Here is a 20,710-nt window from a genome sequence, read left to right on the forward strand (position 1 = left end):
CTGACGGATACTAATCGTTCGAGGACTTAACCAAATGAATCAAGCATACTTGCCAAACTTACATTATCCAGTTTTGAAGGAATGATTTCTTTCTAACCAAATAGTCCGGTAATGATGGCGAAGAGGCCACACCCGTTCCCATTCCGAACACGGAAGTTAAGCTCTTCAGCGCCGATGGTAGTTGGGACGCGAGTCCCTGTGAGAGTAGGACGTTGCCGGGCAATTTAAGAAACCAGTTCAGTTGATGAGCTGGTTTTTTTGTGTTGTTTTTATAGGGACCAGGGAGGATTTTGGATACTTGTTAGAGCTGGATGGGTGAGGAGTCGGGAAGGATCTTTCGTCAAGGATACTACCTTAAAGACTTGTGGAAGCTATAGAAAAGCTGCGCTATTCAACACCTATGGGACATCTATACTCGGGGGAAGGTGGGTGAAGTGTGGAAGAAAGCAGTTATGCTCCACCTATGAAGCATCTATGCCCGATCTATACCGGGGTATAGGTGGTTGAAAGGTAGGTGAAGTATGGAGGAAAGTAGCTAGCTATGCTCCACCTATGAAGCACCTACGCCCGATCTATCACCTACCTGCTCCCCACCTATCCCCGAAATAAAGATACGAAAAAGACAAAGGAAGCCACCTATCAAATACTAATGATTCCCCTTTCCTGGGGTTATGTAATTAAAGCTACGAATAGTTGAGCTATGCCAATTTCAAGAACACACCCCAGCATTTTGCTACAACATTTAAGCCGTGAATTCCAAAGGTTTCTACATGAATTATTCCTCAAAGATATTTATATGTTGGACATTTTGAAAGACATACAACGAAATTCACTTGTGGGCATAGAATAATATATAAATTTAAAATATTGTATACAGTTTGTGGCCGGGGGCGATACTAAGAGGTATGGAGGTGTAGTAAATGGCCAACTGCGAGCGTGAAACAAATGATCATCTTAACGAAGAATGTGCAATCTGTGAATCGACGAAAAAAAAGGGAATGCATCTATATAATATTTTTATTTGCTCGGAATGTGAGGATGTGTTAATTCATACAGAAACAAATGACCCTTTGTATAATGAGCATGTAGAGAAGTTGAAGAAAATGAATATTTCCAGTATTTACTCATAAAACTTGAATACCGCTATACTCCATCCTTATAATATAGTCAGCTGGCCCCTTCAACCGGAAGGAGCCTTTTTATTTGTTGGAAAAGGAGGCGTGTATGAGTGGCGGAAAAAATAATTAAAGTACCAATATTAGATATGCTGGAGAAACACCGAAATAAGAAGTCCATATCCATGCATGTTCCAGGCCATAAAAATGGTGTTGTCCTGCCTATTGAGGCTCCTCGGAGTTTTAGTTCGGTCCTGTCATGGGATGTGACAGAACTTGCAGGATTAGATGATTTGCATGAACCAGAAGAGGGTATTAAAGAGGCTGAAGCATTATTAGCGAAGTTTTATCAGACTAAAAAAAGTTACTTTCTTGTGAATGGAACAACTGTCGGTAATCTTGCGATGATCTTGGCTAGTATTGAGCCTGGAGATAAAGTCCTTGTACAAAGGAATTGCCATAAATCTGTGATGAATGGATTAAAACTAGCTAAAGCTAACCCAATATTTCTGACGCCTGTTATAGAATCTGATATTTCAATTGGTGTTCCATATGAAACAATTTATAATAGTTTGAATGATCATCTGGATGTAAAAGCAATTATTCTTACATATCCTAATTATTATGGGTTGGGAGTAGATCTGGCATCTATCATTAAGCGAGCTCATAAAAAGGGTATTCTAGTTTTAGTTGATGAAGCGCATGGTGCCCACTTTGCGGCAGGTGCTCCTTTTCCGCCATCTGCTGTCAATTTGGGGGCAGATATAGTTGTTCACTCAGCTCACAAAACCCTGCCTGCTATGACAATGGGCTCCTATTTACATATAAACAGTGAATTGGTAAACCAAGAGCGTGTGGAAGGGTATTTAAGAATGCTGCAATCAAGCAGCCCATCTTATCCAATTATGATGTCTCTAGATTTAGCGAGGGCTTATTTAGAGAGCTATTCAGAAAAGGATAAGGAATATTTAATAGAGCAAATTGAGTCTTTTAAACAATATTTACGAAGGCATGAGGAACTGTGCATTTTCGAATCAGAAAACAGCGATATTCAGGATCCTTTAAAGCTTGTTCTCTATCATAAAAACGGAATGTCAGGCTTTGAGCTGCAAAAATTAATGGAGCAAGCAGGGATTTATTCAGAGCTCGCAGATGAGCTGCATGTACTGCTTGTTCTGCCTTTATTAAAGAAAAGTCAACCATATTCTGTTGATGATATTATACAAAGGCTAGAAAGGATTAATTGGATTACAGGAGAACAAACACGAATAAGCCTGGCTAGTAACCCATTAAAAAATAAACAACAACATATGGAGAGTGTCCTAGCAATATCCTATGAGGAAATGGATATAATGCCGCGGAAAAGAATTTCTCTTGCTCATGCATGTGGAGAAATCTCAGCAGAAACAATTGTTCCATATCCTCCAGGTATTCCGCTCATTCAAAAGGGAGAGATTATTACCTATGACATGGTGCAGAAATGCACATCCTTACTAACTCAGGGGGCTAAAATCCAAGGAGGAGTTTATTTAAAGCAACAACAAATTGAGGTCTTTGTGTAAGTCACATATGATATACTATCTAGTAGTTACAATATTGGAGGTTACTGCCTTGAAACGTGGAGTTTTTATAACGGTAGAGGGTCCTGAAGGGGCTGGGAAAACGACCGTACTAGCAAGAGTGGGAGAGCAGCTTGAAAAGGAAGGCTACTCAATTGTACTGACAAGAGAACCTGGTGGAATTCCTATTGCAGAACAAATCCGGCAGGTCATCTTAAATCCTGATCATACTGAAATGGATTCCAGGACAGAAGCACTGTTATATGCAGCAGCGCGCAGACAGCATCTTATGGAGAAGGTGGTACCTGCATTAAATAAAGGCTGTATTGTCTTATGTGACCGGTTTGTAGATAGCTCATTGGCTTATCAGGGGTATGCAAGAGGTCTTGGGATAGAGGAAGTCAGAGAGATCAATCGCTTTGCTATACAGGATACCATGCCAGAACTTACATTGTTCTTTATGATTGATCCTGAAATTGGCTTGAAGAGAATTGAAAATCATAAAAGTCGGGAAATAAATCGTTTGGATCTTGAGAAGCTCAATTTCCACCAAAAAGTATATGAGGGCTATCAACTATTAATAAAAAATGAACCTGATAGAATAAAGGTAATTGATGCAAATCAAAGCTTTGAAGAAGTTTATCAAGAAACTCTTCAACAAATTCGGACATATATTCACAGGAGACCTTAAGGCAAATGCTTTAAGGTTTTATATTTATCACTTGAATTGCTTTATGGTTACAGAATAACTGGTATAATGGATAAGTAAAGCTTAAATACGCACCGTCATTTTTTCTTTATAATCCTTATAGGAGGTTTTAGCCATGAAACTTATAATAGCAGTAGTACAAGATAAAGATAGTACTAAATTATTAGGTGATTTGGTCGACAATAACTTCCGAGCAACTAAGTTGGCTACAACTGGAGGATTTTTAAAATCCGGTAATACTACCTTTTTGATAGGTACTGAGGAATTAAGGGTGAATAAGGCTCTTGAAATCATAAAGAAGAACTGCAAATCCAGAGAGCAGCTTGTAGCACCAGTTACTCCAATGGGTGGTAATACAGACTCTTATGTACCTTATCCAGTAGAGGTCGAGGTAGGAGGAGCAACAGTTTTTGTAATGCCGGTGGATAAGTTTTACCAATTTTAACAATTTATACAGTCAGTGAGGATGAGAGGAAATAAGCATGATTAACACGTGGGATCAATTAGCCAATCAACAACCAAGAGTATCAATGATGCTCAAGAATAGCCTAATGAAGAATCGTGTGGCCCATGCTTATCTTTTTGAAGGAGAGCGTGGTACCGGTAAAAAGGATACAAGTATTCTTCTGGCTAAATCTTTATTTTGCCATAACCGAGAAGACGGTTTTCTTCCCTGTGAGGAATGTACAAATTGTAAAAAAATTGACCATAAAAACCATGCGGATGTCCATGTTATTGAACCGGATGGTTTATCGATAAAAAAGGAACAAATTCGATTGCTTCATGAGGAATTTCAAAAGAAGGCAGTTGAGTCATCACAAAAAGTTTACATTATTACGCATGCACATAAAATGACTGCTTCTGCGGCCAATAGTTTATTGAAATTTTTAGAAGAACCTCATGCAGGGACAACAATTATTTTGCTTACAGATCAAATTCACCGCATGCTTTCAACCATCCTATCCCGTTGCCAAACGTTATCCTTTATGCCGTTAAATCCAAAGGAATTAAGTAAGCAGTTAATACAGGCAGGAGTACCTGTCACGAAGGCTCCCTTGATTGCGAGTTTGACGAACAGTGTCGATGAAGGTTTGTCGTTAAATGAGGATGAGTGGTTTGCACAAGCCCAAAAAATAGTGGTAAAATTATTTGAAGCAATGAAAAATCCTGTGGATGGTATTATGGTCATTCAGGAGAGTTGGCTTTCGCATTTTAAAGAAAGAGAACAGACAGAAATAGGCTTAATGCTCCTATTGAATATATATCGTGATCTCCTTTATATACAGCTGGATAAGCCGGAAGAGATTGTATACAAAGATATGGAGGAAAGGCTTCGCCAATTGGCCATTCAACATTCCCCCAAAAAATTGGCGTATCAAATGAATCAAATATTAGAGTCAAAACGAAAAATTTCGGCTAATATAAACCCACAGCTGTTAATGGAGCAGCTTGTGCTTAACCTTCAGGAGGGGTTTACACTTGTATGATGTTGTAGGAGTCCGCTTTAAAAAGGCGGGTAAAATATATTATTTTGACCCAGGTGATTTGGAAATAGCCAAGGATGAATACATCATAGTTGAGACAGTACGCGGAGTAGAGTTTGGAAAAGCTGTTATACCCAGAAAGCAGGTTGGGGAAAATGATGTAGTTCTGCCCCTGAAAAAAGTTATTCGAATAGCTGATGAAAAAGACCGGCTGATTGTGGACGAAAATAAACAAATCGCTGAACAGGCATTTCAAGTATGCAGCGAAAAAGTGGTTGAGCATCGTTTGGAAATGAAGCTTGTAGATGTTGAATATACTTTTGATCGTAATAAGGTGATTTTTTATTTCACAGCAGATGGACGAGTTGATTTTCGTGAGCTGGTTAAAGATCTGGCAGCTATTTTCCGAACACGTATTGAATTAAGACAGATTGGTGTCAGGGATGAGGCAAAAATGCTTGGAGGCATTGGACCTTGCGGCAGGATGTTATGTTGTTCTACATTTCTTGGGGACTTTGAACCGGTCTCCATTAAAATGGCTAAAGACCAAAACTTATCATTGAATCCCACGAAAATCTCAGGTCTATGCGGGCGTTTGATGTGCTGTTTAAAATATGAGAATGATGAATATGAGAGCGCAAAAGAGCAGCTTCCAGATTTGGGAGAGTACGTGGTTACACCGGTTGGTCGCGGTAAAGTAATCGGTCTTAACATTCTTGAAAAAATCATGCAAATAGAATTGCAGGGTAAGGAACGAGTAGTTGAATATACGCTGGATGAGATGATGGAGGAAGGCACCTTCTCGATTCAAGCCACAGATTAATAAGGTGGTGGGTGTTGATGAATAAAAAGGAAATTTTCGATTCGGTTAGCAGTATGGAAGCTCAAATTGGAGATTTGTATAAGCAACTTGGAGATTTAAAAGAACATCTCGCAGAAATATTGGAAGAAAATAATTCCCTCAAGTTAGAAAACGAAAATGTAAGGCGTCGCTTGCTGGATTTAGAAAAGACAAAGCCTGCGGTTTCTCAGAAAAAGCAAGCAAAAAAAGGCAATAAGCTAATGGATGTCGGAGAGGGCTACGATAATTTAGCGAGACTATATCAAGAAGGTTTCCATATTTGTAATCTGCACTTTGGAAGTCCACGTAAAGATGGGGATTGCCTGTTTTGTCTTTCATTTTTAAATAAGAAATAAAGATAGTCTTTCCTATCGATAGGAAAGACTATTTTTATAATTGATTTTTTACTGTATATAGGTAGGAGCGGATTGTAGAGTGTATATATTAAAGGATGATGAGCGTCTGGATTATTTATTGGGAGAGCCACTTAGGATTATTCAAAGCCCGAGTGTCTTTTCTTTTTCATTGGATGCTGTTTTATTATCTAAATTTGTATATGTTCCCATTCAAAAAGGGAATTTGGTTGATTTATGTTCTGGAAATGGTGTCATTCCACTCTTGCTCAGTACACGCACCAAGGGGCGTATATACGGAGTGGAGATTCAGGAGCGACTATATGATATGGCCGTTAGGAGTATAGGCTACAATAAGCTGGATGATCGAATTGAAATGTACCATGAGGATTTAAATAAAATTATTCCAATTCTCGGCCATGATAAATATGATGTTGTCACCTGTAATCCACCCTATTTTTTGACACCAGCGAAGGAAATTCAAAATGAAAATGAACATTTTGCCATAGCCAGGCATGAAATTAAATGTACATTGGAGGATGTAATCAGAGTAAGCAGCCAGCTTTTAAAGAACGGCGGTAAAGCGGCCTTTGTTCATAGACCCGGTAGGCTGCTTGATATTGTAACGTTAATGAGAAAGTATAGATTAGAACCAAAACGTCTTCAATTTGTGTATCCAAAGGCAAATAAAGAGGCAAATACAATCCTGATTGAAGGAATAAAAGGCGGAAATCCTGATTTAAAATTATTGCCACCATTAATTGTGTATGATGAAAATAATGAGTATACCAAAGAATTGAGAACCATCATCAATGGACAAGAATAATCACTATTTTTATGTACTTGAATGTGCGGACGGCAGTTATTATGCTGGGTATACAAATGATGTAAATAAGAGAGTGAATACACATAATGATGGGAAAGGTGCCAAATATACACGAGGGAGAAGGCCTGTGGTGCTTCGCTATGTCGAGGAGTATCAGACAAAGACAGAGGCTATGCAGGCTGAGTATCGCTTTAAACAGCTAAGCAGGGGCGCCAAGGAAAGGATCGTACAAATGGGAGGAACAGATAATGAAGGCCCAAAAAAGCTTTGAAAAAGAGAATGAAGCAGTTCTCTATTTAGTACCAACACCAATCGGTAATTTAGATGATATGACATTTCGCACAATAAATATCCTCAAGCAGGCAGATTTAATTGCGGCAGAGGATACAAGGAATACAAAAAAACTGTGCAATCACTTTGATATTCAGACACCGTTAGTCAGTTATCACGAGCACAATATGAATCAGAGCGGGGAATCCTTGATTGAGAAAATGAAAAGTGGAAAACAAATTGCCCTCGTAAGCGATGCCGGAATGCCTGCTATTTCAGATCCTGGCTATGAGTTAGTCCAGTCCTGCATAGAGGAGGACATAAAGGTCGTATCATTGCCTGGTGCAAATGCGGCACTAACGGCACTGATTGCTTCAGGTATAGTCCCGCAGCCATTTTATTTCTATGGATTTCTAAACCGAAGCCGTAAAGAGAAGAAGAAAGAACTGGAGCGATTAAAAATAAAGGATTCGACCATAATCTTCTATGAATCTCCTCATCGTTTAAAGGAAACACTTACGATAATGTATGAGTATTTTGGAAATCGAAAAATAGTATTGGCAAGAGAGCTGACAAAAAAGTTTGAGGAATATATTCGAGGGACGATGTCTGAGATTATACAATGGGCTAATGAACATGAAATACGCGGTGAGTTTGTGATCATAACCGAGGGGTCAGATAGGGAAGAGTTAGATGATCTAGGAACAGCCTGGTGGACAGAGATGGAATTGAAAGAGCACGTCGATTTTTATATTGAATCTGAGAACCTTAAACCGAATGAAGCGATAAAAAAGGTTGCGAAAGATAGGGGTCTTCAAAAAAGAGAAATCTATCAGGCTTATCATGTTGAAGAGAATTAAATTAAAAGCTAATCAAAAAGCTCCCCGAAAGGGAAGCTTTTTGATTAGTTGTTTACAACCAAGTTTTCTTGAATCTCTTTAAGAAGCTGTTCTGCTCCTTCACGGCTAAGGATTAATTTACCGTCAGCAAGTGTGAAGTTGTTGTCGGATACTTCACCTGTAACTTGGCAAGTCATATTCGGCTTATATTTTTTTAGAATAATTTTTTCATCGTCAACATAAATTTCTAAAGCATCTTTTTCTGCGATTCCTAAAGTACGACGAAGCTCAATTGGAATTACCACCCGTCCAAGCTCATCTACTTTACGTACAATACCTGTGGATTTCATAAAAATACTCCTCTCATAGTAAAATATTTTTTTAATAAAATTCGTCATTATTCGACAAAATTTAAGGATGTTTTCATAATACCAAGCATTCCCAAAACCGTCAATGTTTTTGGATTGCATAATAATAGTAGTTTATTCCATATTTAGTGAGGTTTTATGAAAAAAACAGTAAAAAAACGATATAAATTTACATAAATCTACATTAAATGAATCATTTACATGGACAAATTGACGATAAATTATAAAAGATTCAAAATAAATCAAATATATTTTGCGCATATTTGTAATTTTATTACAAAATTAAATATATTCATATAATTAATACATCTTGTCTACAATAATTATTTGTGAAAAAGCTTTCAATATATGAGTGTAATAAAATTTTCCAAAAGCGCCCCGGGTTCATATGTATAAAAATAATTAAAATTCCTTTATAATGTACTATTATGTAATGTATTTATAAGCAAATCTTACGTACTTTATTGCAAGGCCTTTAAGGAGTGGAAAAGATGAAGGAAAAATTAAATACTTTTTATATTACTACCCCAATTTACTATCCAAGTGGAAATCTTCATATTGGACATGCATATACGACAGTTGCAGGAGATGCAATGGCTCGTTATAAGAGAATGCGTGGATATGATGTTATGTACCTAACTGGTACAGATGAACATGGGCAAAAGATTCAGCAAAAGGCAGAAGAAAAAGGAATCAGCCCGCAGGAATATGTTGATGGTATGATCAGAGACATTAAAATACTATGGAACAAGCTTGATATTTCTTATGATGATTTCATTAGAACCACTGAAGAAAGACATAAGAAGGTTGTTGAGAAGATTTTTAAACGCTTGCTTGATCAGGGCGATATTTATCTTGATCAATATGAAGGCTGGTATTGCACTCCATGTGAATCATTTTTCACAGATCGTCAGGTAGAAGAGGGCAATTGTCCTGATTGTGGACGTCCAGTTGAAAAGGTAAAAGAAGAATCCTACTTCTTTAAAATGAGTAAATATGCTGACCGATTATTAAAGTTTTACGAAGAGAACCCTGAGTTCATTCAACCGGAGTCACGCAAAAATGAGATGATTAACAACTTCTTAAAGCCTGGTTTAGAGGATTTAGCTGTTTCCAGAACAACTTTTGACTGGGGCATAAAGGTGCCGGGTGATCCTAAGCATGTTATCTATGTTTGGATTGATGCATTATCTAATTATATTACGGCTTTAGGTTACGGTACTGATGATGACTCCAAGTACATGAATTATTGGCCGGCAGATGTCCATTTGGTTGGTAAGGAAATCGTTCGTTTCCATACTATTTACTGGCCAATCATGTTAATGGCACTTGATCTACCTCTTCCTAAAAAAGTATTTGCACATGGCTGGCTATTAATGAAAGACGGCAAAATGTCTAAATCTAAAGGGAATGTTGTAGATCCTGTAACGCTCATAGATCGATATGGTTTGGATGCCCTTCGTTATTACTTATTGCGTGAGGTTCCATTCGGAGCGGATGGCGTATTTACTCCAGAAGGCTTCGTTGAAAGAATTAACTTTGATTTAGCCAATGACCTTGGAAACTTATTGAACAGAACTGTTGCAATGATTAATAAGTACTTTGAAGGAAAAATACCAGCTTATAAAGGGTCAGAGCATGAATTTGATCAGCAGCTGCTGCAGGCTAATAAGGAAACGGTAGTAAAATATGAAGAGGCAATGGATGATATGCAATTCTCTGTTGCGTTGTCTACTATATGGCAATTGGTAAGCCGCACAAATAAATACATTGATGAAACTCAACCATGGGCCTTAGCGAAAGATGAAGCTAAAGTTGACGAGTTGGCATCTGTAATGGTTCATTTAGCAGAATCCTTAAGAAGAGTTGCTATCATGCTGAAGCCGTTCCTAACTGTAACTCCTGAAAAAATATTTGAACAATTGGATTGTCAGGATCCTTTATTACAAAGCTGGGATAGCTTGAAAGAGTTCGGATTGATCTCTGAAAATTCAACTGTTAAAAAAGGACAGCCTATCTTCCCTCGCCTGGATATGGAGGAAGAAGTTACTTATATTAAGGAAGCGATGCAAAGCACGGCACCAGCTGCACCGGTCCAAGAAGCGAAAAAGGAAATCGAACAACCTACAGAGGTAGAAGAGATTACGATTGATGATTTCAAAAAGGTGGAGCTCAGAGTAGCTCAAGTAATAAAGGCTGAGCCCGTGCCAAAAGCAGACAAACTGTTAAAACTTCAATTAGATCTTGGATATGAGCAGCGACAGGTTGTTTCTGGCATTGCGGAGCATTACAAACCAGAAGAATTGACTGGTAAGAAGGTTATTTGCGTAACGAATTTAAAACCGGTTAAACTTCGCGGTGTACTATCTCAAGGGATGATTTTAGCTGGTAGTCTTGATGGTCAATTAGCGTTGGCCTCAATTGCGGAATCCCTACCAAATGGGGCACAGGTTAAATAATTGATTTTGAACGTAGGGATGTTACATGTGAAACATCCCTATTGTTTTGGGTATAGAGAGGTATTCTAGGCAAATGGTAAAGGAGTGCTAACATTGTTATTTGATACACATGTGCATTTAAATGATGAGCAATTTGATAATGATTTGGAAGAAGTTATCAGTCGAGCCAAAGCGAATGGAGTAGAGCGGGTTATCGTTGTTGGTTTTGATGAGAAGACCATTAAACGAGCAATGGAGTTAATAGAAACTTATGACTTTATGTATGCAGCGATTGGTTGGCATCCGGTAGATGCAATCGATCTAACTGATGAATATCTTGAATGGATTGAGGAGCTGACCAAGCATCCAAAAGTGGTGGCAATTGGAGAAATAGGCTTAGACTATCATTGGGACAAATCACCGAAGGATATCCAAAAGGATGTATTCCGCCGTCAGATTCGTCTTGCTAAAAAACTTAAGCTTCCTATCATCATTCATAACAGGGATGCTACAGAGGACGTAGTAGAGATCCTTAAGGAAGAGCATGCAGAAGAAGTTGGCGGAATTATGCATTGCTTTAGCGGCAGTGTGGAAACGGCACAGGTATGCTTAGACATGAATTTTTATATTTCTTTAGGCGGACCGGTTACATTCAAAAATGCAGTTAAACCCAAAGAGGTTGCAAAGGCCGTGCCGTTGGAAAGATTATTGATTGAAACCGATTGTCCTTATTTAGCCCCTCACCCGTTTAGAGGGAAACGAAATGAACCAGGCTATGTCAAACTTGTTGCTGAGGAAATAGCAAGGTTGAAAGAAGTTTCTTATGAGGAAGTTGCTGAAGCAACAATGAGTAATGCCAAAACACTTTTTAAATTGATTTAAAGACAGATTCCCCCATTTTATTGGATGAAAATATACGTATATGGATAGGTAGATTGGATGTCATTAACTGCTTCGAGACAATCCTTACTCTAATAAGCATGAGAGCGGTATTATTTGACAAGCCTATTTATATATTTATATAATGCATTCAGTGAAAAGGGGGTAATTTTTTCGTGAATAAATACATGAAAAACCTATTTTCCAGGCCGCGGCAAACGCCAAAGGTAATATTAATGATGACTAGTATCGCTGTATTTCTATTAGCTTCCGGAGTTTTATTTTTTGAAGGAACAAAGAAGACAGTGGCACTGAGCCTGGATGGAGAAAAGCAAAAGGTAAAAACCCATGCTGATACCATAAGTGAATTACTTGAAGAACATGACATATTAGTAGATTCGAAGGACTATCTCAGTATACCTGAAACGACTAAAATAAAAGATGATTTACACATTGTGTGGGAGCCTGCTGTTGATATAAAGGTCATAATAGATGACAAAGAGCAGAGCTTTGCTACGACTGCGAAGACAGTTGAAGATGTTTTAAAAGAGGAAAATATACAGCTAAGGAACGAGGATTTCCTGTCCCATGATATGAATGACAAGATAGAAGCCGGTATGATCATACATATTGAGAAGGCTTTTCCTGTTACCGTAATTGATGGTGAGAATGAAAAAATACTATGGACAGTCTCGACCCCTGTGAAGGACTTTTTAGATACTGCCAATATACATATTGGTGATTTGGACCGTGTTGAACCTGGGATAAACGAGCAGCTTAGTAAGAAAGCATCCTTGTCTATTACACGAGTTGAAAAAGATACGGAAGTAGTGGAAGAACCGATTGCATATGAGACTATCAAGCGAAATGATCCCGCATTAACCTCAGGAAAACAGAAAGTAACCACTGAAGGCGTTAACGGTCTCATAAGTAAGAAATATGAGCTTATTAAAGAAAATGGGAAAGTTGTGTCCAAAAAGCTGATTTCAGAAAATGTTATTAAGGAAAAAACTGATCAGGTAATCTCCGTTGGGACAAAACAAAAACTACCTATAGCAAAGCCAATGTCTAATGTAAAAAAGAACGTGCAAAAGGCTAGTGATAGTGATGAATATTATGTTACGGCTACTGCCTATACCGTTGACTGTGATGGCTGTTCGGGTAAAACTGCAGTTGGCATTGACCTGCGTGCAAATCCGAACAAAAAGGTTATCGCTGTTGACCCTAACCTAATACCGCTTGGCTCAAGAGTATATGTAGAAGGCTATGGTTATGCAGTTGCAGGAGATACAGGTGGCGCCATAAATGGGAATAAAATTGACGTCTATGTTCCTACATCTGCCGAAGCCCATAACTGGGGTGTAAAAAAGGTCAAAATAAAAGTTATTCGTTAAATATTATGGTAATTTATACAGTGGATTTCGTATCCGCTGTTTTTTTACGTTATAATAGGCAGGGTTAACCGTAAATAAATTAATATTACATTAATATTACAAAAATAACACAAATATATCAATTGTAAATTACAAATTTTAGATAAAATTTTTTGGAGGGAAAATGAAAATCAAAGAAATTATTGTCGTTGAAGGAAAAGACGACACCACGGCCATCAAACGCGCTTTAAATGCTGATACAATAGAAACGAATGGTTCAGCTATTAATCAGGAAACATTAAATAAAATTCGCTTGGCGCAAAAGGTCAGGGGAGTGATTGTTTTTACTGATCCTGACTTTCCGGGAGAGAGAATAAGACAAATCATTTCACAGGAAGTACCCGGATGCCAGCATGCGTTTCTGCCAAAGCACTTGGCTATCCATAAGTCAGGGCGTGGGCTGGGTGTTGAACATGCGTCTGATGAAGCCATCAGAGATGCATTGAAAAATGCGAAACTAATGGATTCGGAATTAAAAGAAGTAATCAGTAAGGATGATTTGGTCTTATTTGGTTTAGTTGGCGGTCCAGGTTCCGCTGAGAGACGGGAAAAGTTAGGTCGATATCTGAATATCGGCTATGCAAATGGCAAACAGCTATATACAAGATTGAAGATGTTTGGAATCTCAAAGGAAGAGTTCATGAAGGCAATCGAACATATAAATGGAGTGGAAATAAATGAATAAAGATATTGCAACCCCAATTAAAACAAGAGAAATACTGGATAAATATGGATTCTCCTTTAAGAAGAGTCTTGGCCAGAACTTCTTAATTGATACAAACATACTACGAAATATTGTTCACCATTCGGGTGTTCACTCAGAGAGCGGAGCAATAGAAATTGGGCCGGGTATTGGCGCGTTGACAGAACAATTAGCAAAGAACTGTAAGAAAGTTGTAGCCTTTGAAATAGATCAACGCCTTTTGCCGATCTTAAAAGATACTCTTTCAGCTTATGATAATATCCAAGTTATTCACGAGGATATACTGAAAGCAGACGTAGCAAAAGTGATTAAGGAGGAGTTTACTGGTCAGGTAGATGATCTTCATATTGTAGCGAACTTGCCATATTACGTTACTACGCCGATTATCATGAAACTACTTGAAGAACGTCTGCCCCTTGAAAGCATAACGGTTATGCTTCAAAAAGAAGTTGCTGATCGTATGGCAGCAGCTCCAGGAACGAAAGAATATGGGTCATTGTCGATTGCAGTCCAGTATTACACAACAGCTGCAGTAGCCATGATTGTACCGAAAACGGTATTTGTGCCGCAGCCTAATGTAGATTCTGCTGTTATCCATCTAAAGGTCAGAGATAAACCGGCTGTAGAGGTTGAAGACGAAGGTTTCTTTTTTGAAATTACGAGGGCAAGTTTTGCTCAAAGAAGAAAAACGATTTTAAATAACTTAGTTTCCCAGCTTCCTGATGGAAAAGCAAGAAAGGAACTGATTCTCCAAGGGCTGGAAGCTGCGGGTATAGATCCGATTAGAAGAGGAGAGACATTATCTCTGCAAGAGTTTGCCGATTTGAGTAATGCTCTTAAACCTCATTTTAAATAAATATATAAAGCAAAAAAAGCCAGTTCAAGTTGATCTGGCTTTTTTCTGTCTTCACATCTGACCCTTGATCTGCATAGCCTATGTTGAATCCATTGATTAGTTGCAGTGACATAATATGGAGTGAGGCTTTCATGATAAAGGTTAATGATATAGTTGGTCGGAAATCGTATGATTGCGATATCTATTTTCGTGTTATAGATATTTTGGAGCATGATGGCGGAAAAATTGCGATCATATTTGGTGAAGATATACGTTTGGAAGCAGATGCACCCCTCTCGGATCTAAAAGTAATAGGCGAAGATGAGAGAGCTACAAGAAATATGTATACAGATACTTTGGTGAATCAATCAAATCATCTTATATCACAGGAATTTGAGCGATTGCGTCATAAAAAAGAATATGAAGTCACAGATGGGTACCGACAGCCTGTTGATTATTTTCAAATCCCTGGAAAGGTGCTGCATCTTGATGGAGATCCTAGTTATTTGGAGAAATGCCTGACCCTTTATAAGCGCATTGGAATTCCTGTACACGGAGAACATTGTAAGGAGCGTGAAATGCCTTATAAGGTTGGAGAATTATTGGATCAATACAGGCCTGATATCCTTGTCATCACAGGCCATGATTCCTATTCGAAGTCTAAAGGAGCCATTAATGATATAAATGCATATAGGCATTCAAAGGACTTCGTAATGGCCGTCAAGGAGGCTAGGAAAAAAATTCACCATTTGGACCATTTAGTTATCTTTGCAGGTGCTTGCCAATCTCATTTTGAATCATTAATCGTTGCTGGTGCTAATTTTGCCAGTTCTCCTTCCCGTGTGAATATCCATGCATTAGATCCGGTTTATATTGTTGGAAAGATAAGTCTTACGCCTTTTATGGATCATGTGAATGTATGGGAGGTTCTTCGTAATACTTTAACGGGTGAGAAAGGGCTTGGAGGAGTTGAATCGAAGGGTGTTCTTAGAATCGGAATGCCTTATCATACAAACGAGGCGAAGGAAAAGCTTGAAACAGATGACTGATTGTCTAACCCATATCATATGGTTTTTTAAAAGGTTCTTACCTATCTCTCAACTCTTGAATTAGTACTATTTATAAGCAGATTCTTAACAGAATGATTGCTAATGCCAAAAGTACCGATGGTTAATGATCGGTGCTTTTTTTATATTCACCAGATAAAGGGATAAAGTCAGTATTGATCCCTGCTAAATTGATTCCGCTGACTCGTGTTTAGTGAAGGGTAGAATGTTTTGTAGAAGTGGCTCTCCAAGATAGTTTTATTCAACAAAATAAATCATTTATCCCCTCTATAATCTTAAACATAATGTAATTGGAATTTACATACATATCTATCTGTCGAATAGGGTAGAATAAAAGAGAGAAAAAAACGGTATTTTTCTTGTGAAAAACATTGACAAACAAATTTGATCACTGATATAATTTATTATTTTATTTGACCGTCATTAGTCTATGTGATATACTACTTTTAGTGAGGTGGACGAAGCATGCCAAAAAGTTTGAATGATATTAAACAGATTTTGGATTCCCATTTGGGACAGAAGTTGCTACTCAAAGCGAATGGCGGTAGAAGAAAAACTATCGAACGTTCAGGTGTATTAGCTGAAACTTATCCCTCAGTATTCGTTGTCGAATTAGATCAGGATGAGAACTCTTTTGAAAGAGTTTCATACAGCTATGCAGATGTATTAACAGAAACGGTAGAATTAACATTTACTGAAGAGACATCAGGAAAAATGGCGTAACGGCAGTGAACAATAGTTCTCTGCTTTTTTATTTGCCTACATGAATATATTGGCTGTTATGAAATTTAGTTTTAGATAAATGATATAAAGGTCGTACCGATAAAAAGGAGCTGTTAAACTTGGGCAGAAGAAGTATGATGTCTGAAAAGTTTAAAGAAGAGCTTGCTAAGGAACTTGGTTTCTGGGATGTAGTGCAGAAAGAAGGATGGGGCGGAATTAGAGCCGTTGATGCAGGGAATATGGTGAAAAGGGCAATTGAAATAGCAGAGCAGCAATTAGCCAATCGATCATAAATGCTGTGACATTCGACTTTCCGAAAACTAATACTTGTTCGGTACGGCAATTAAACCCCAGGGATTTATATCCTGGGGTTTTCTTGTTCGCCACAAATTAAAGAGAAAAATTTATACGAATAGTGGCGATTGGTGTTACGAAAATGTACAATGTGAGAAGGTAACAAAAGGATAAGTAGGTGAACAGAATGAAATGGATGGAGAAAGCACCTGCTAAGATTAACTTGGCACTGGATGTTTTATATAAAAGGGAAGATGGCTTCCATGAAGTTGAAATGGTTATGACGAATGTCGATTTAGCAGATCGGATCGAACTGATGGAACTAAATAACAATACCATAAAAATTAACTCGCATAACCGCTATGTGCCGGATGATAGTCGGAATTTAGCTTATCAGGCAGCAGCATTATTGAAAAAGAAATACGAGATTAATACAGGTATTGAAATAACCATTGATAAACATATCCCTGTGGCAGCAGGTCTTGCAGGTGGCAGCAGTGATGCTGCAGCAACATTAAGAGGGTTAAACCGCATTTGGAACCTTGGCCTTTCTATGGACCAGCTTGCAGAGCTTGGAGCTGAGATAGGATCAGATGTATCATTTTGTGTGCATGGTGGTACAGCAATCGCAAGAGGCAGGGGAGAAAGAATTGAGCATTTGCCAGCACCTCCAAACTGCTGGGTAGTTTTGGCGAAGCCGACAATAGGGGTATCTACAGCAGATGTCTATCGTAATTTGAAGATAAATGAATTGGCACACCCTAATATAAATTCAATGGTAGAGTCTATATATAATCAAAATTATGAGGCTATGTGTCAAAGTATGGGAAACGTTTTAGAGAGTGTAACGTTAAAAATGTATCCTGAAGTGAAAATGATTAAGGAACAAATGAGCAGGTTCGGAGCTGACGCTGTGTTAATGAGTGGAAGCGGACCTACAGTATTTGGCTTGGTTGAACATGATTCACGTATGCAAAGGATTTATAATGGGTTAATGGGTTTTTGTGAACATGTTTATGCAGTTCGCCTGCTTGGAAACAGGCTGGATATTGAATAAGCACGGACATTAATATAAAATCATAATAAAATATTCGTGTTCTGGGGGTAAAAATGAAATTGCGCAGAAGTGAACGTCTTGTAGATATGACAACCTATTTGATGGATCATCCCTCCACCCTTATTCCACTATCCTTTTTCTCAGAAAGATATCAATCTGCGAAATCTTCTATCAGTGAGGATCTCGTGATTATTAAACAGACCTTGGAAGCAATGGGGAATGGAACGTTGGTTACTGTCCCTGGAGCGGCAGGCGGAGTAAAGTATATTATTGGCGTGAGTATGGAGGAATCTGACCAAATCATCAAGGATTTATGTGCTTTGATGGAGACACCGGAAAGGCTGTTACCAGGCGGCTACCTTTATATGACGGATATTTTGGGTCAGCCAAAAATAATTGGTAACGTAGGAAAACTAATTGCCTCACATTATGCAAACCAAAATATTGACGTTGTTATGACAGTAGCAACAAAAGGTATTCCTTTAGCATATTCAGTAGCTCACTATTTAAATGTTCCGGTGGTTATTGTCAGAAGAGATTCATTAGTAACAGAAGGCCCGACATTAAGCATTAATTATGTGTCAGGCTCAAATAAAAGAATTCAAACAATGGTCTTGTCGAAGAAAAGTCTTAAAAGGGATTCGAAGGTTTTGATTGTGGATGACTTCATGAAAGCCGGCGGAACCGTAAACGGTATGATTAACTTAATTGAGGAATTTGATGCAAATGTAGCAGGGATTGCTGTGTTAGTTGAAGCTGAAAATTCTGAGGAGCGTCTTGTCGATGAGTACCTATCTTTGATTAAATTGACGGATGTGAATATGAAGGACAAAACAATTAAGGTAAATAAAGGGAATTTCTTCCGATCTAAGTAGGAAGTAATCGGCATAACCGATTGGATGTTCAGTGCCTTTTATACTGCGATTATATTCAGTTATTAAAAAGTTTCACAATTATTTCTATATTTTTCAAAAAAAAGAAGGAATATCATAATTTTTGTGGAAATAGTTTAGTAATTCGCATTATAAAAGGTGGTGACATAGATGGAAGTGACTGACGTAAGATTACGCCGCGTCAATACAGATGGTAGAATGAGGGCGATTGCATCCATTACTTTGGATAATGAATTTGTTGTTCATGATATTCGAGTTATAGATGGGAATAATGGCCTGTTTGTGGCAATGCCAAGCAAACGCACACCAGATGGAGAGTTCCGTGATATCGCTCATCCAATCAATTCTGGAACGCGCGGTAAAATCCAGGAAGCTGTTCTTGCCGAGTATCACCGTATTGGTGAAATGGAAGAGGTAGAGTTAGAAGGAGCAGGAGCATCTTAATAGATAGAAAATTTAAAATCAACATCTAGAGCCGACCATCTGAGAGGCTCTTTTTTATTTTTCTTCACAAATTCCTCTAATACTCTCCAGTGCATTTCTCTTCACAAATTTATAAATTAATTCATGGTTTTGACTCCACTTCTTGAAAAGAACATGGAGTTAAGGTATATTCGTAATGGATAAAAAGGTAAACGGAGGGCAATCATGACGAACCGAAATGCTGTAATACTAGCTGCGGGAAAAGGGACGAGAATGAAATCCAGCTTATATAAAGTATTACATCCCGTATGCGGCAAGCCGATGGTAGAACATGTTATAGATAACGTATCATCCATTAAGGCGGAGAAAATTGTAACGATTATTGGTCATGGCGCTGAAGAGGTTAAGTCAGTCTTAAAGGACAAGACTGAATATGCACTGCAAGCAGAACAATTAGGAACTGCCCATGCGGTTATGCAAGCACAGGACCTACTTGGTAGTGAAGAAGGCACAACTCTTGTGATTTGCGGAGATACACCTCTTATTACAGCAGAAACGTTAGATGCATTATTAAATCTGCATGCTGAGCAAAAAGCAAAAGCTACAATCCTCACGGCACGAACAACCAATCCTGCTGGTTATGGTCGTATCGTGCGAAACAAAGAGGGCTTGGTTGAGAAAATTGTAGAACATAAAGATGCAACTGAAGAAGAATTGCTTATTGAAGAGATTAACACTGGCACTTACTGTTTTGATAATAAGCTCTTATTTGATTGCTTAAAGAATGTTTCTAATCATAATGCACAGGGTGAATACTATTTACCGGATGTTATTGAGATACTAAAGAAACAGGGAGAAATTATTTCTGCATATGAGACACCTGATTTTGCAGAAACGCTAGGTATTAATGATCGAGTAGCACTGTCTCAGGCAGAAACATATATGAAGCGTCGTATTAATGAACAGCATATGCGTAATGGAGTCACTATTGTAGATCCAGAAAACACATATATCCATAAGGATGTACAAATAGGAACGGACTCATATATATATCCAGGTACGACTATTACTGGTCATACAGTAATAGGAAGCGGCTGTAAAATAGGGCCGAATACGGAAATCGAAAATTGTAATATCGGAGATAATACGGTTATTCGCCAATCGGTTGCACATGATAGCCAAATTGGATCTGAGGTTCAAATAGGACCTTTCGCCCACATTCGTCCTCAATCCAATATTATGGACGATGTTAAAATTGGGAACTTTGTTGAAATCAAAAAAACCACCTTTGGTAAAGGAAGCAAGGCATCTCATTTAAGTTACTTAGGAGATGCAATTGTTGGAGAAGGTGTAAATGTTGGATGCGGAAGCATCACGGTAAATTATGATGGTAAAAATAAATTCCTGACTACGATTGAAGACGGAGCTTTTATCGGTTGTAACTCGAACCTGGTTGCTCCTGTAACTGTAGGAAAGGGAGCATATGTTGCCGCTGGTTCAACGATTACGAAAGATGTTCCAGGTGAGGCATTATCAGTTGCCCGTGCACGTCAGGTAAACAAAGAAAATTATGTAGGCAAGTTAAATCTTAAAAAATAGTC

The 20,710-nt window shown here is 38.2% G+C and carries 23 protein-coding genes and 1 rRNA gene; 23 read left to right on the plus strand and 1 reads right to left on the minus strand.

All coding sequences use genetic code 11. From position 1 onward, the window contains the following. Nucleotides 1–104: 104 nt before the first annotated feature. From rrf to rsmI, 11 genes are all read left to right on the plus strand, one after another. Nucleotides 105–221 (plus strand): 5S ribosomal RNA (gene rrf, locus AC4BHP_RS17500). A 699-nt stretch (nt 222–920) separates the two neighbouring features. Then, the gene (locus tag AC4BHP_RS17505) at nt 921–1,130 is read left to right on the plus strand and encodes a sigma factor G inhibitor Gin (RefSeq protein ID WP_066103225.1); all 210 of its coding nucleotides are present in this window, start codon (nt 921–923) and stop codon (nt 1,128–1,130) included. 98 nt (nt 1,131–1,228) lie between these two features. Continuing rightward, entirely contained in the window at nt 1,229–2,677 is a 1,449-nt protein-coding gene (locus AC4BHP_RS17510; RefSeq protein WP_254654693.1) for an aminotransferase class I/II-fold pyridoxal phosphate-dependent enzyme, read from the plus strand. Between the two features lie 7 nt (nt 2,678–2,684). Beyond that, on the plus strand, nt 2,685–3,365 hold the full coding sequence (tmk, locus tag AC4BHP_RS17515; protein WP_148631348.1) for a dTMP kinase: 681 nt from the start codon (nt 2,685–2,687) through the stop codon (nt 3,363–3,365). A gap of 133 nt (nt 3,366–3,498) precedes the next feature. Beyond that, the gene (gene darA, locus AC4BHP_RS17520; protein WP_066103220.1) at nt 3,499–3,828 is read left to right on the plus strand and encodes a cyclic di-AMP receptor DarA; all 330 of its coding nucleotides are present in this window, start codon (nt 3,499–3,501) and stop codon (nt 3,826–3,828) included. A gap of 37 nt (nt 3,829–3,865) precedes the next feature. Then, nucleotides 3,866–4,870 (plus strand): DNA polymerase III subunit delta', encoded by a 1,005-nt coding sequence (gene holB / locus AC4BHP_RS17525; RefSeq protein ID WP_066103216.1) that lies wholly within the window; start codon nt 3,866–3,868, stop codon nt 4,868–4,870. Then, a complete protein-coding gene (locus tag AC4BHP_RS17530; RefSeq protein WP_066103211.1) occupies nt 4,863–5,690 on the plus strand; it encodes a PSP1 domain-containing protein in 828 nt (275 codons plus the stop codon). The genes holB and AC4BHP_RS17530 overlap by 8 nt, the downstream gene beginning before the upstream one ends. 17 nt (nt 5,691–5,707) lie before the next feature. Beyond that, complete coding sequence (gene yabA / locus AC4BHP_RS17535; RefSeq protein ID WP_066103206.1) at nt 5,708–6,064, plus strand: DNA replication initiation control protein YabA; 357 nt, start codon at nt 5,708–5,710, stop codon at nt 6,062–6,064. 85 nt (nt 6,065–6,149) lie between these two features. Continuing rightward, a complete protein-coding gene (locus tag AC4BHP_RS17540; RefSeq protein ID WP_066103240.1) occupies nt 6,150–6,887 on the plus strand; it encodes a tRNA1(Val) (adenine(37)-N6)-methyltransferase in 738 nt (245 codons plus the stop codon). Then, the gene (locus AC4BHP_RS17545; RefSeq protein ID WP_066103203.1) at nt 6,874–7,158 is read left to right on the plus strand and encodes a GIY-YIG nuclease family protein; all 285 of its coding nucleotides are present in this window, start codon (nt 6,874–6,876) and stop codon (nt 7,156–7,158) included. The genes AC4BHP_RS17540 and AC4BHP_RS17545 overlap by 14 nt, the downstream gene beginning before the upstream one ends. Continuing rightward, complete coding sequence (gene rsmI, locus AC4BHP_RS17550; RefSeq protein WP_066103200.1) at nt 7,136–8,017, plus strand: 16S rRNA (cytidine(1402)-2'-O)-methyltransferase; 882 nt, start codon at nt 7,136–7,138, stop codon at nt 8,015–8,017. The genes AC4BHP_RS17545 and rsmI overlap by 23 nt, the downstream gene beginning before the upstream one ends. A 44-nt stretch (nt 8,018–8,061) precedes the next feature. Here rsmI and abrB read toward each other — a convergent pair whose 3' ends face one another. Beyond that, complete coding sequence (gene abrB / locus AC4BHP_RS17555) at nt 8,062–8,352, minus strand: transition state genes transcriptional regulator AbrB (RefSeq protein ID WP_139063808.1); 291 nt, start codon at nt 8,350–8,352, stop codon at nt 8,062–8,064. A 503-nt stretch (nt 8,353–8,855) separates the two neighbouring features. On the opposite strand from abrB, the gene metG reads away from it, so the two are divergent. From metG to glmU, 12 genes are all read left to right on the plus strand, one after another. Then, a complete protein-coding gene (metG, locus tag AC4BHP_RS17560; RefSeq protein ID WP_490553572.1) occupies nt 8,856–10,823 on the plus strand; it encodes a methionine--tRNA ligase in 1,968 nt (655 codons plus the stop codon). Nucleotides 10,824–10,916: 93 nt separating this feature from the next. Continuing rightward, nucleotides 10,917–11,684, plus strand: a complete 768-nt coding sequence (locus tag AC4BHP_RS17565) for a TatD family hydrolase (RefSeq protein WP_066103192.1) — start codon at nt 10,917–10,919, stop codon at nt 11,682–11,684. Between the two features lie 173 nt (nt 11,685–11,857). Next, on the plus strand, nt 11,858–13,075 hold the full coding sequence (locus tag AC4BHP_RS17570) for a resuscitation-promoting factor (RefSeq protein WP_316246012.1): 1,218 nt from the start codon (nt 11,858–11,860) through the stop codon (nt 13,073–13,075). A gap of 163 nt (nt 13,076–13,238) precedes the next feature. Continuing rightward, the gene (gene rnmV / locus AC4BHP_RS17575; protein WP_066103188.1) at nt 13,239–13,799 is read left to right on the plus strand and encodes a ribonuclease M5; all 561 of its coding nucleotides are present in this window, start codon (nt 13,239–13,241) and stop codon (nt 13,797–13,799) included. Further along, nucleotides 13,792–14,673: a 16S rRNA (adenine(1518)-N(6)/adenine(1519)-N(6))-dimethyltransferase RsmA gene (gene rsmA, locus AC4BHP_RS17580; RefSeq protein ID WP_066103185.1), complete on the plus strand. Its 882-nt coding sequence runs from the start codon at nt 13,792–13,794 to the stop codon at nt 14,671–14,673. Before rnmV ends, rsmA begins: the two co-directional genes overlap by 8 nt. Nucleotides 14,674–14,804: 131 nt before the next feature. Next, nucleotides 14,805–15,701, plus strand: coding sequence for a sporulation peptidase YabG (gene yabG, locus AC4BHP_RS17585; RefSeq protein WP_066103182.1), 897 nt, complete (start codon nt 14,805–14,807; stop codon nt 15,699–15,701). A gap of 483 nt (nt 15,702–16,184) precedes the next feature. Beyond that, a complete protein-coding gene (gene veg, locus AC4BHP_RS17590; RefSeq protein WP_066103179.1) occupies nt 16,185–16,442 on the plus strand; it encodes a biofilm formation stimulator Veg in 258 nt (85 codons plus the stop codon). A 137-nt stretch (nt 16,443–16,579) separates the two neighbouring features. Then, nucleotides 16,580–16,735 carry a small, acid-soluble spore protein, alpha/beta type gene (locus AC4BHP_RS17595; protein ID WP_066103234.1) on the plus strand — a complete coding sequence of 52 codons (156 nt, stop codon included), beginning with the start codon at nt 16,580–16,582 and terminating at the stop codon, nt 16,733–16,735. A 188-nt stretch (nt 16,736–16,923) separates the two neighbouring features. Beyond that, nucleotides 16,924–17,793, plus strand: a complete 870-nt coding sequence (gene ispE, locus AC4BHP_RS17600) for a 4-(cytidine 5'-diphospho)-2-C-methyl-D-erythritol kinase (RefSeq protein WP_066103175.1) — start codon at nt 16,924–16,926, stop codon at nt 17,791–17,793. Between the two features lie 53 nt (nt 17,794–17,846). Then, complete coding sequence (gene purR, locus AC4BHP_RS17605; RefSeq protein ID WP_066103173.1) at nt 17,847–18,668, plus strand: pur operon repressor; 822 nt, start codon at nt 17,847–17,849, stop codon at nt 18,666–18,668. A gap of 168 nt (nt 18,669–18,836) precedes the next feature. Beyond that, entirely contained in the window at nt 18,837–19,130 is a 294-nt protein-coding gene (spoVG, locus tag AC4BHP_RS17610) for a septation regulator SpoVG (protein WP_066103170.1), read from the plus strand. A 204-nt stretch (nt 19,131–19,334) separates the two neighbouring features. After that, nucleotides 19,335–20,708 carry a bifunctional UDP-N-acetylglucosamine diphosphorylase/glucosamine-1-phosphate N-acetyltransferase GlmU gene (gene glmU, locus AC4BHP_RS17615; RefSeq protein ID WP_066103167.1) on the plus strand — a complete coding sequence of 458 codons (1,374 nt, stop codon included), beginning with the start codon at nt 19,335–19,337 and terminating at the stop codon, nt 20,706–20,708. The last annotated feature ends 2 nt before the right edge of the window (nt 20,709–20,710 follow it).

The sequence above is a fragment of the Pradoshia sp. Z4_20 genome (assembly GCF_058216035.1).

Coding starts and splice junctions, on each gene's coding strand:
- darA (WP_066103220.1), top strand. CDS start 3,499: ATGAAACTTATAATAGCAGTAGTACAAGATAAAGATAGTACTAAATTA.
- purR (WP_066103173.1), top strand. CDS start 17,847: ATGAAATTGCGCAGAAGTGAACGTCTTGTAGATATGACAACCTATTTG.
- holB (WP_066103216.1), top strand. CDS start 3,866: ATGATTAACACGTGGGATCAATTAGCCAATCAACAACCAAGAGTATCA.
- ispE (WP_066103175.1), top strand. CDS start 16,924: ATGAAATGGATGGAGAAAGCACCTGCTAAGATTAACTTGGCACTGGAT.
- rnmV (WP_066103188.1), top strand. CDS start 13,239: ATGAAAATCAAAGAAATTATTGTCGTTGAAGGAAAAGACGACACCACG.
- rsmA (WP_066103185.1), top strand. CDS start 13,792: ATGAATAAAGATATTGCAACCCCAATTAAAACAAGAGAAATACTGGAT.
- tmk (WP_148631348.1), top strand. CDS start 2,685: ATGATATACTATCTAGTAGTTACAATATTGGAGGTTACTGCCTTGAAA.
- AC4BHP_RS17595 (WP_066103234.1), top strand. CDS start 16,580: ATGTCTGAAAAGTTTAAAGAAGAGCTTGCTAAGGAACTTGGTTTCTGG.
- AC4BHP_RS17505 (WP_066103225.1), top strand. CDS start 921: ATGGCCAACTGCGAGCGTGAAACAAATGATCATCTTAACGAAGAATGT.
- glmU (WP_066103167.1), top strand. CDS start 19,335: ATGACGAACCGAAATGCTGTAATACTAGCTGCGGGAAAAGGGACGAGA.
- veg (WP_066103179.1), top strand. CDS start 16,185: ATGCCAAAAAGTTTGAATGATATTAAACAGATTTTGGATTCCCATTTG.
- AC4BHP_RS17545 (WP_066103203.1), top strand. CDS start 6,874: ATGGACAAGAATAATCACTATTTTTATGTACTTGAATGTGCGGACGGC.
- spoVG (WP_066103170.1), top strand. CDS start 18,837: ATGGAAGTGACTGACGTAAGATTACGCCGCGTCAATACAGATGGTAGA.
- yabA (WP_066103206.1), top strand. CDS start 5,708: ATGAATAAAAAGGAAATTTTCGATTCGGTTAGCAGTATGGAAGCTCAA.
- yabG (WP_066103182.1), top strand. CDS start 14,805: ATGATAAAGGTTAATGATATAGTTGGTCGGAAATCGTATGATTGCGAT.
- metG (WP_490553572.1), top strand. CDS start 8,856: ATGAAGGAAAAATTAAATACTTTTTATATTACTACCCCAATTTACTAT.
- rsmI (WP_066103200.1), top strand. CDS start 7,136: ATGAAGGCCCAAAAAAGCTTTGAAAAAGAGAATGAAGCAGTTCTCTAT.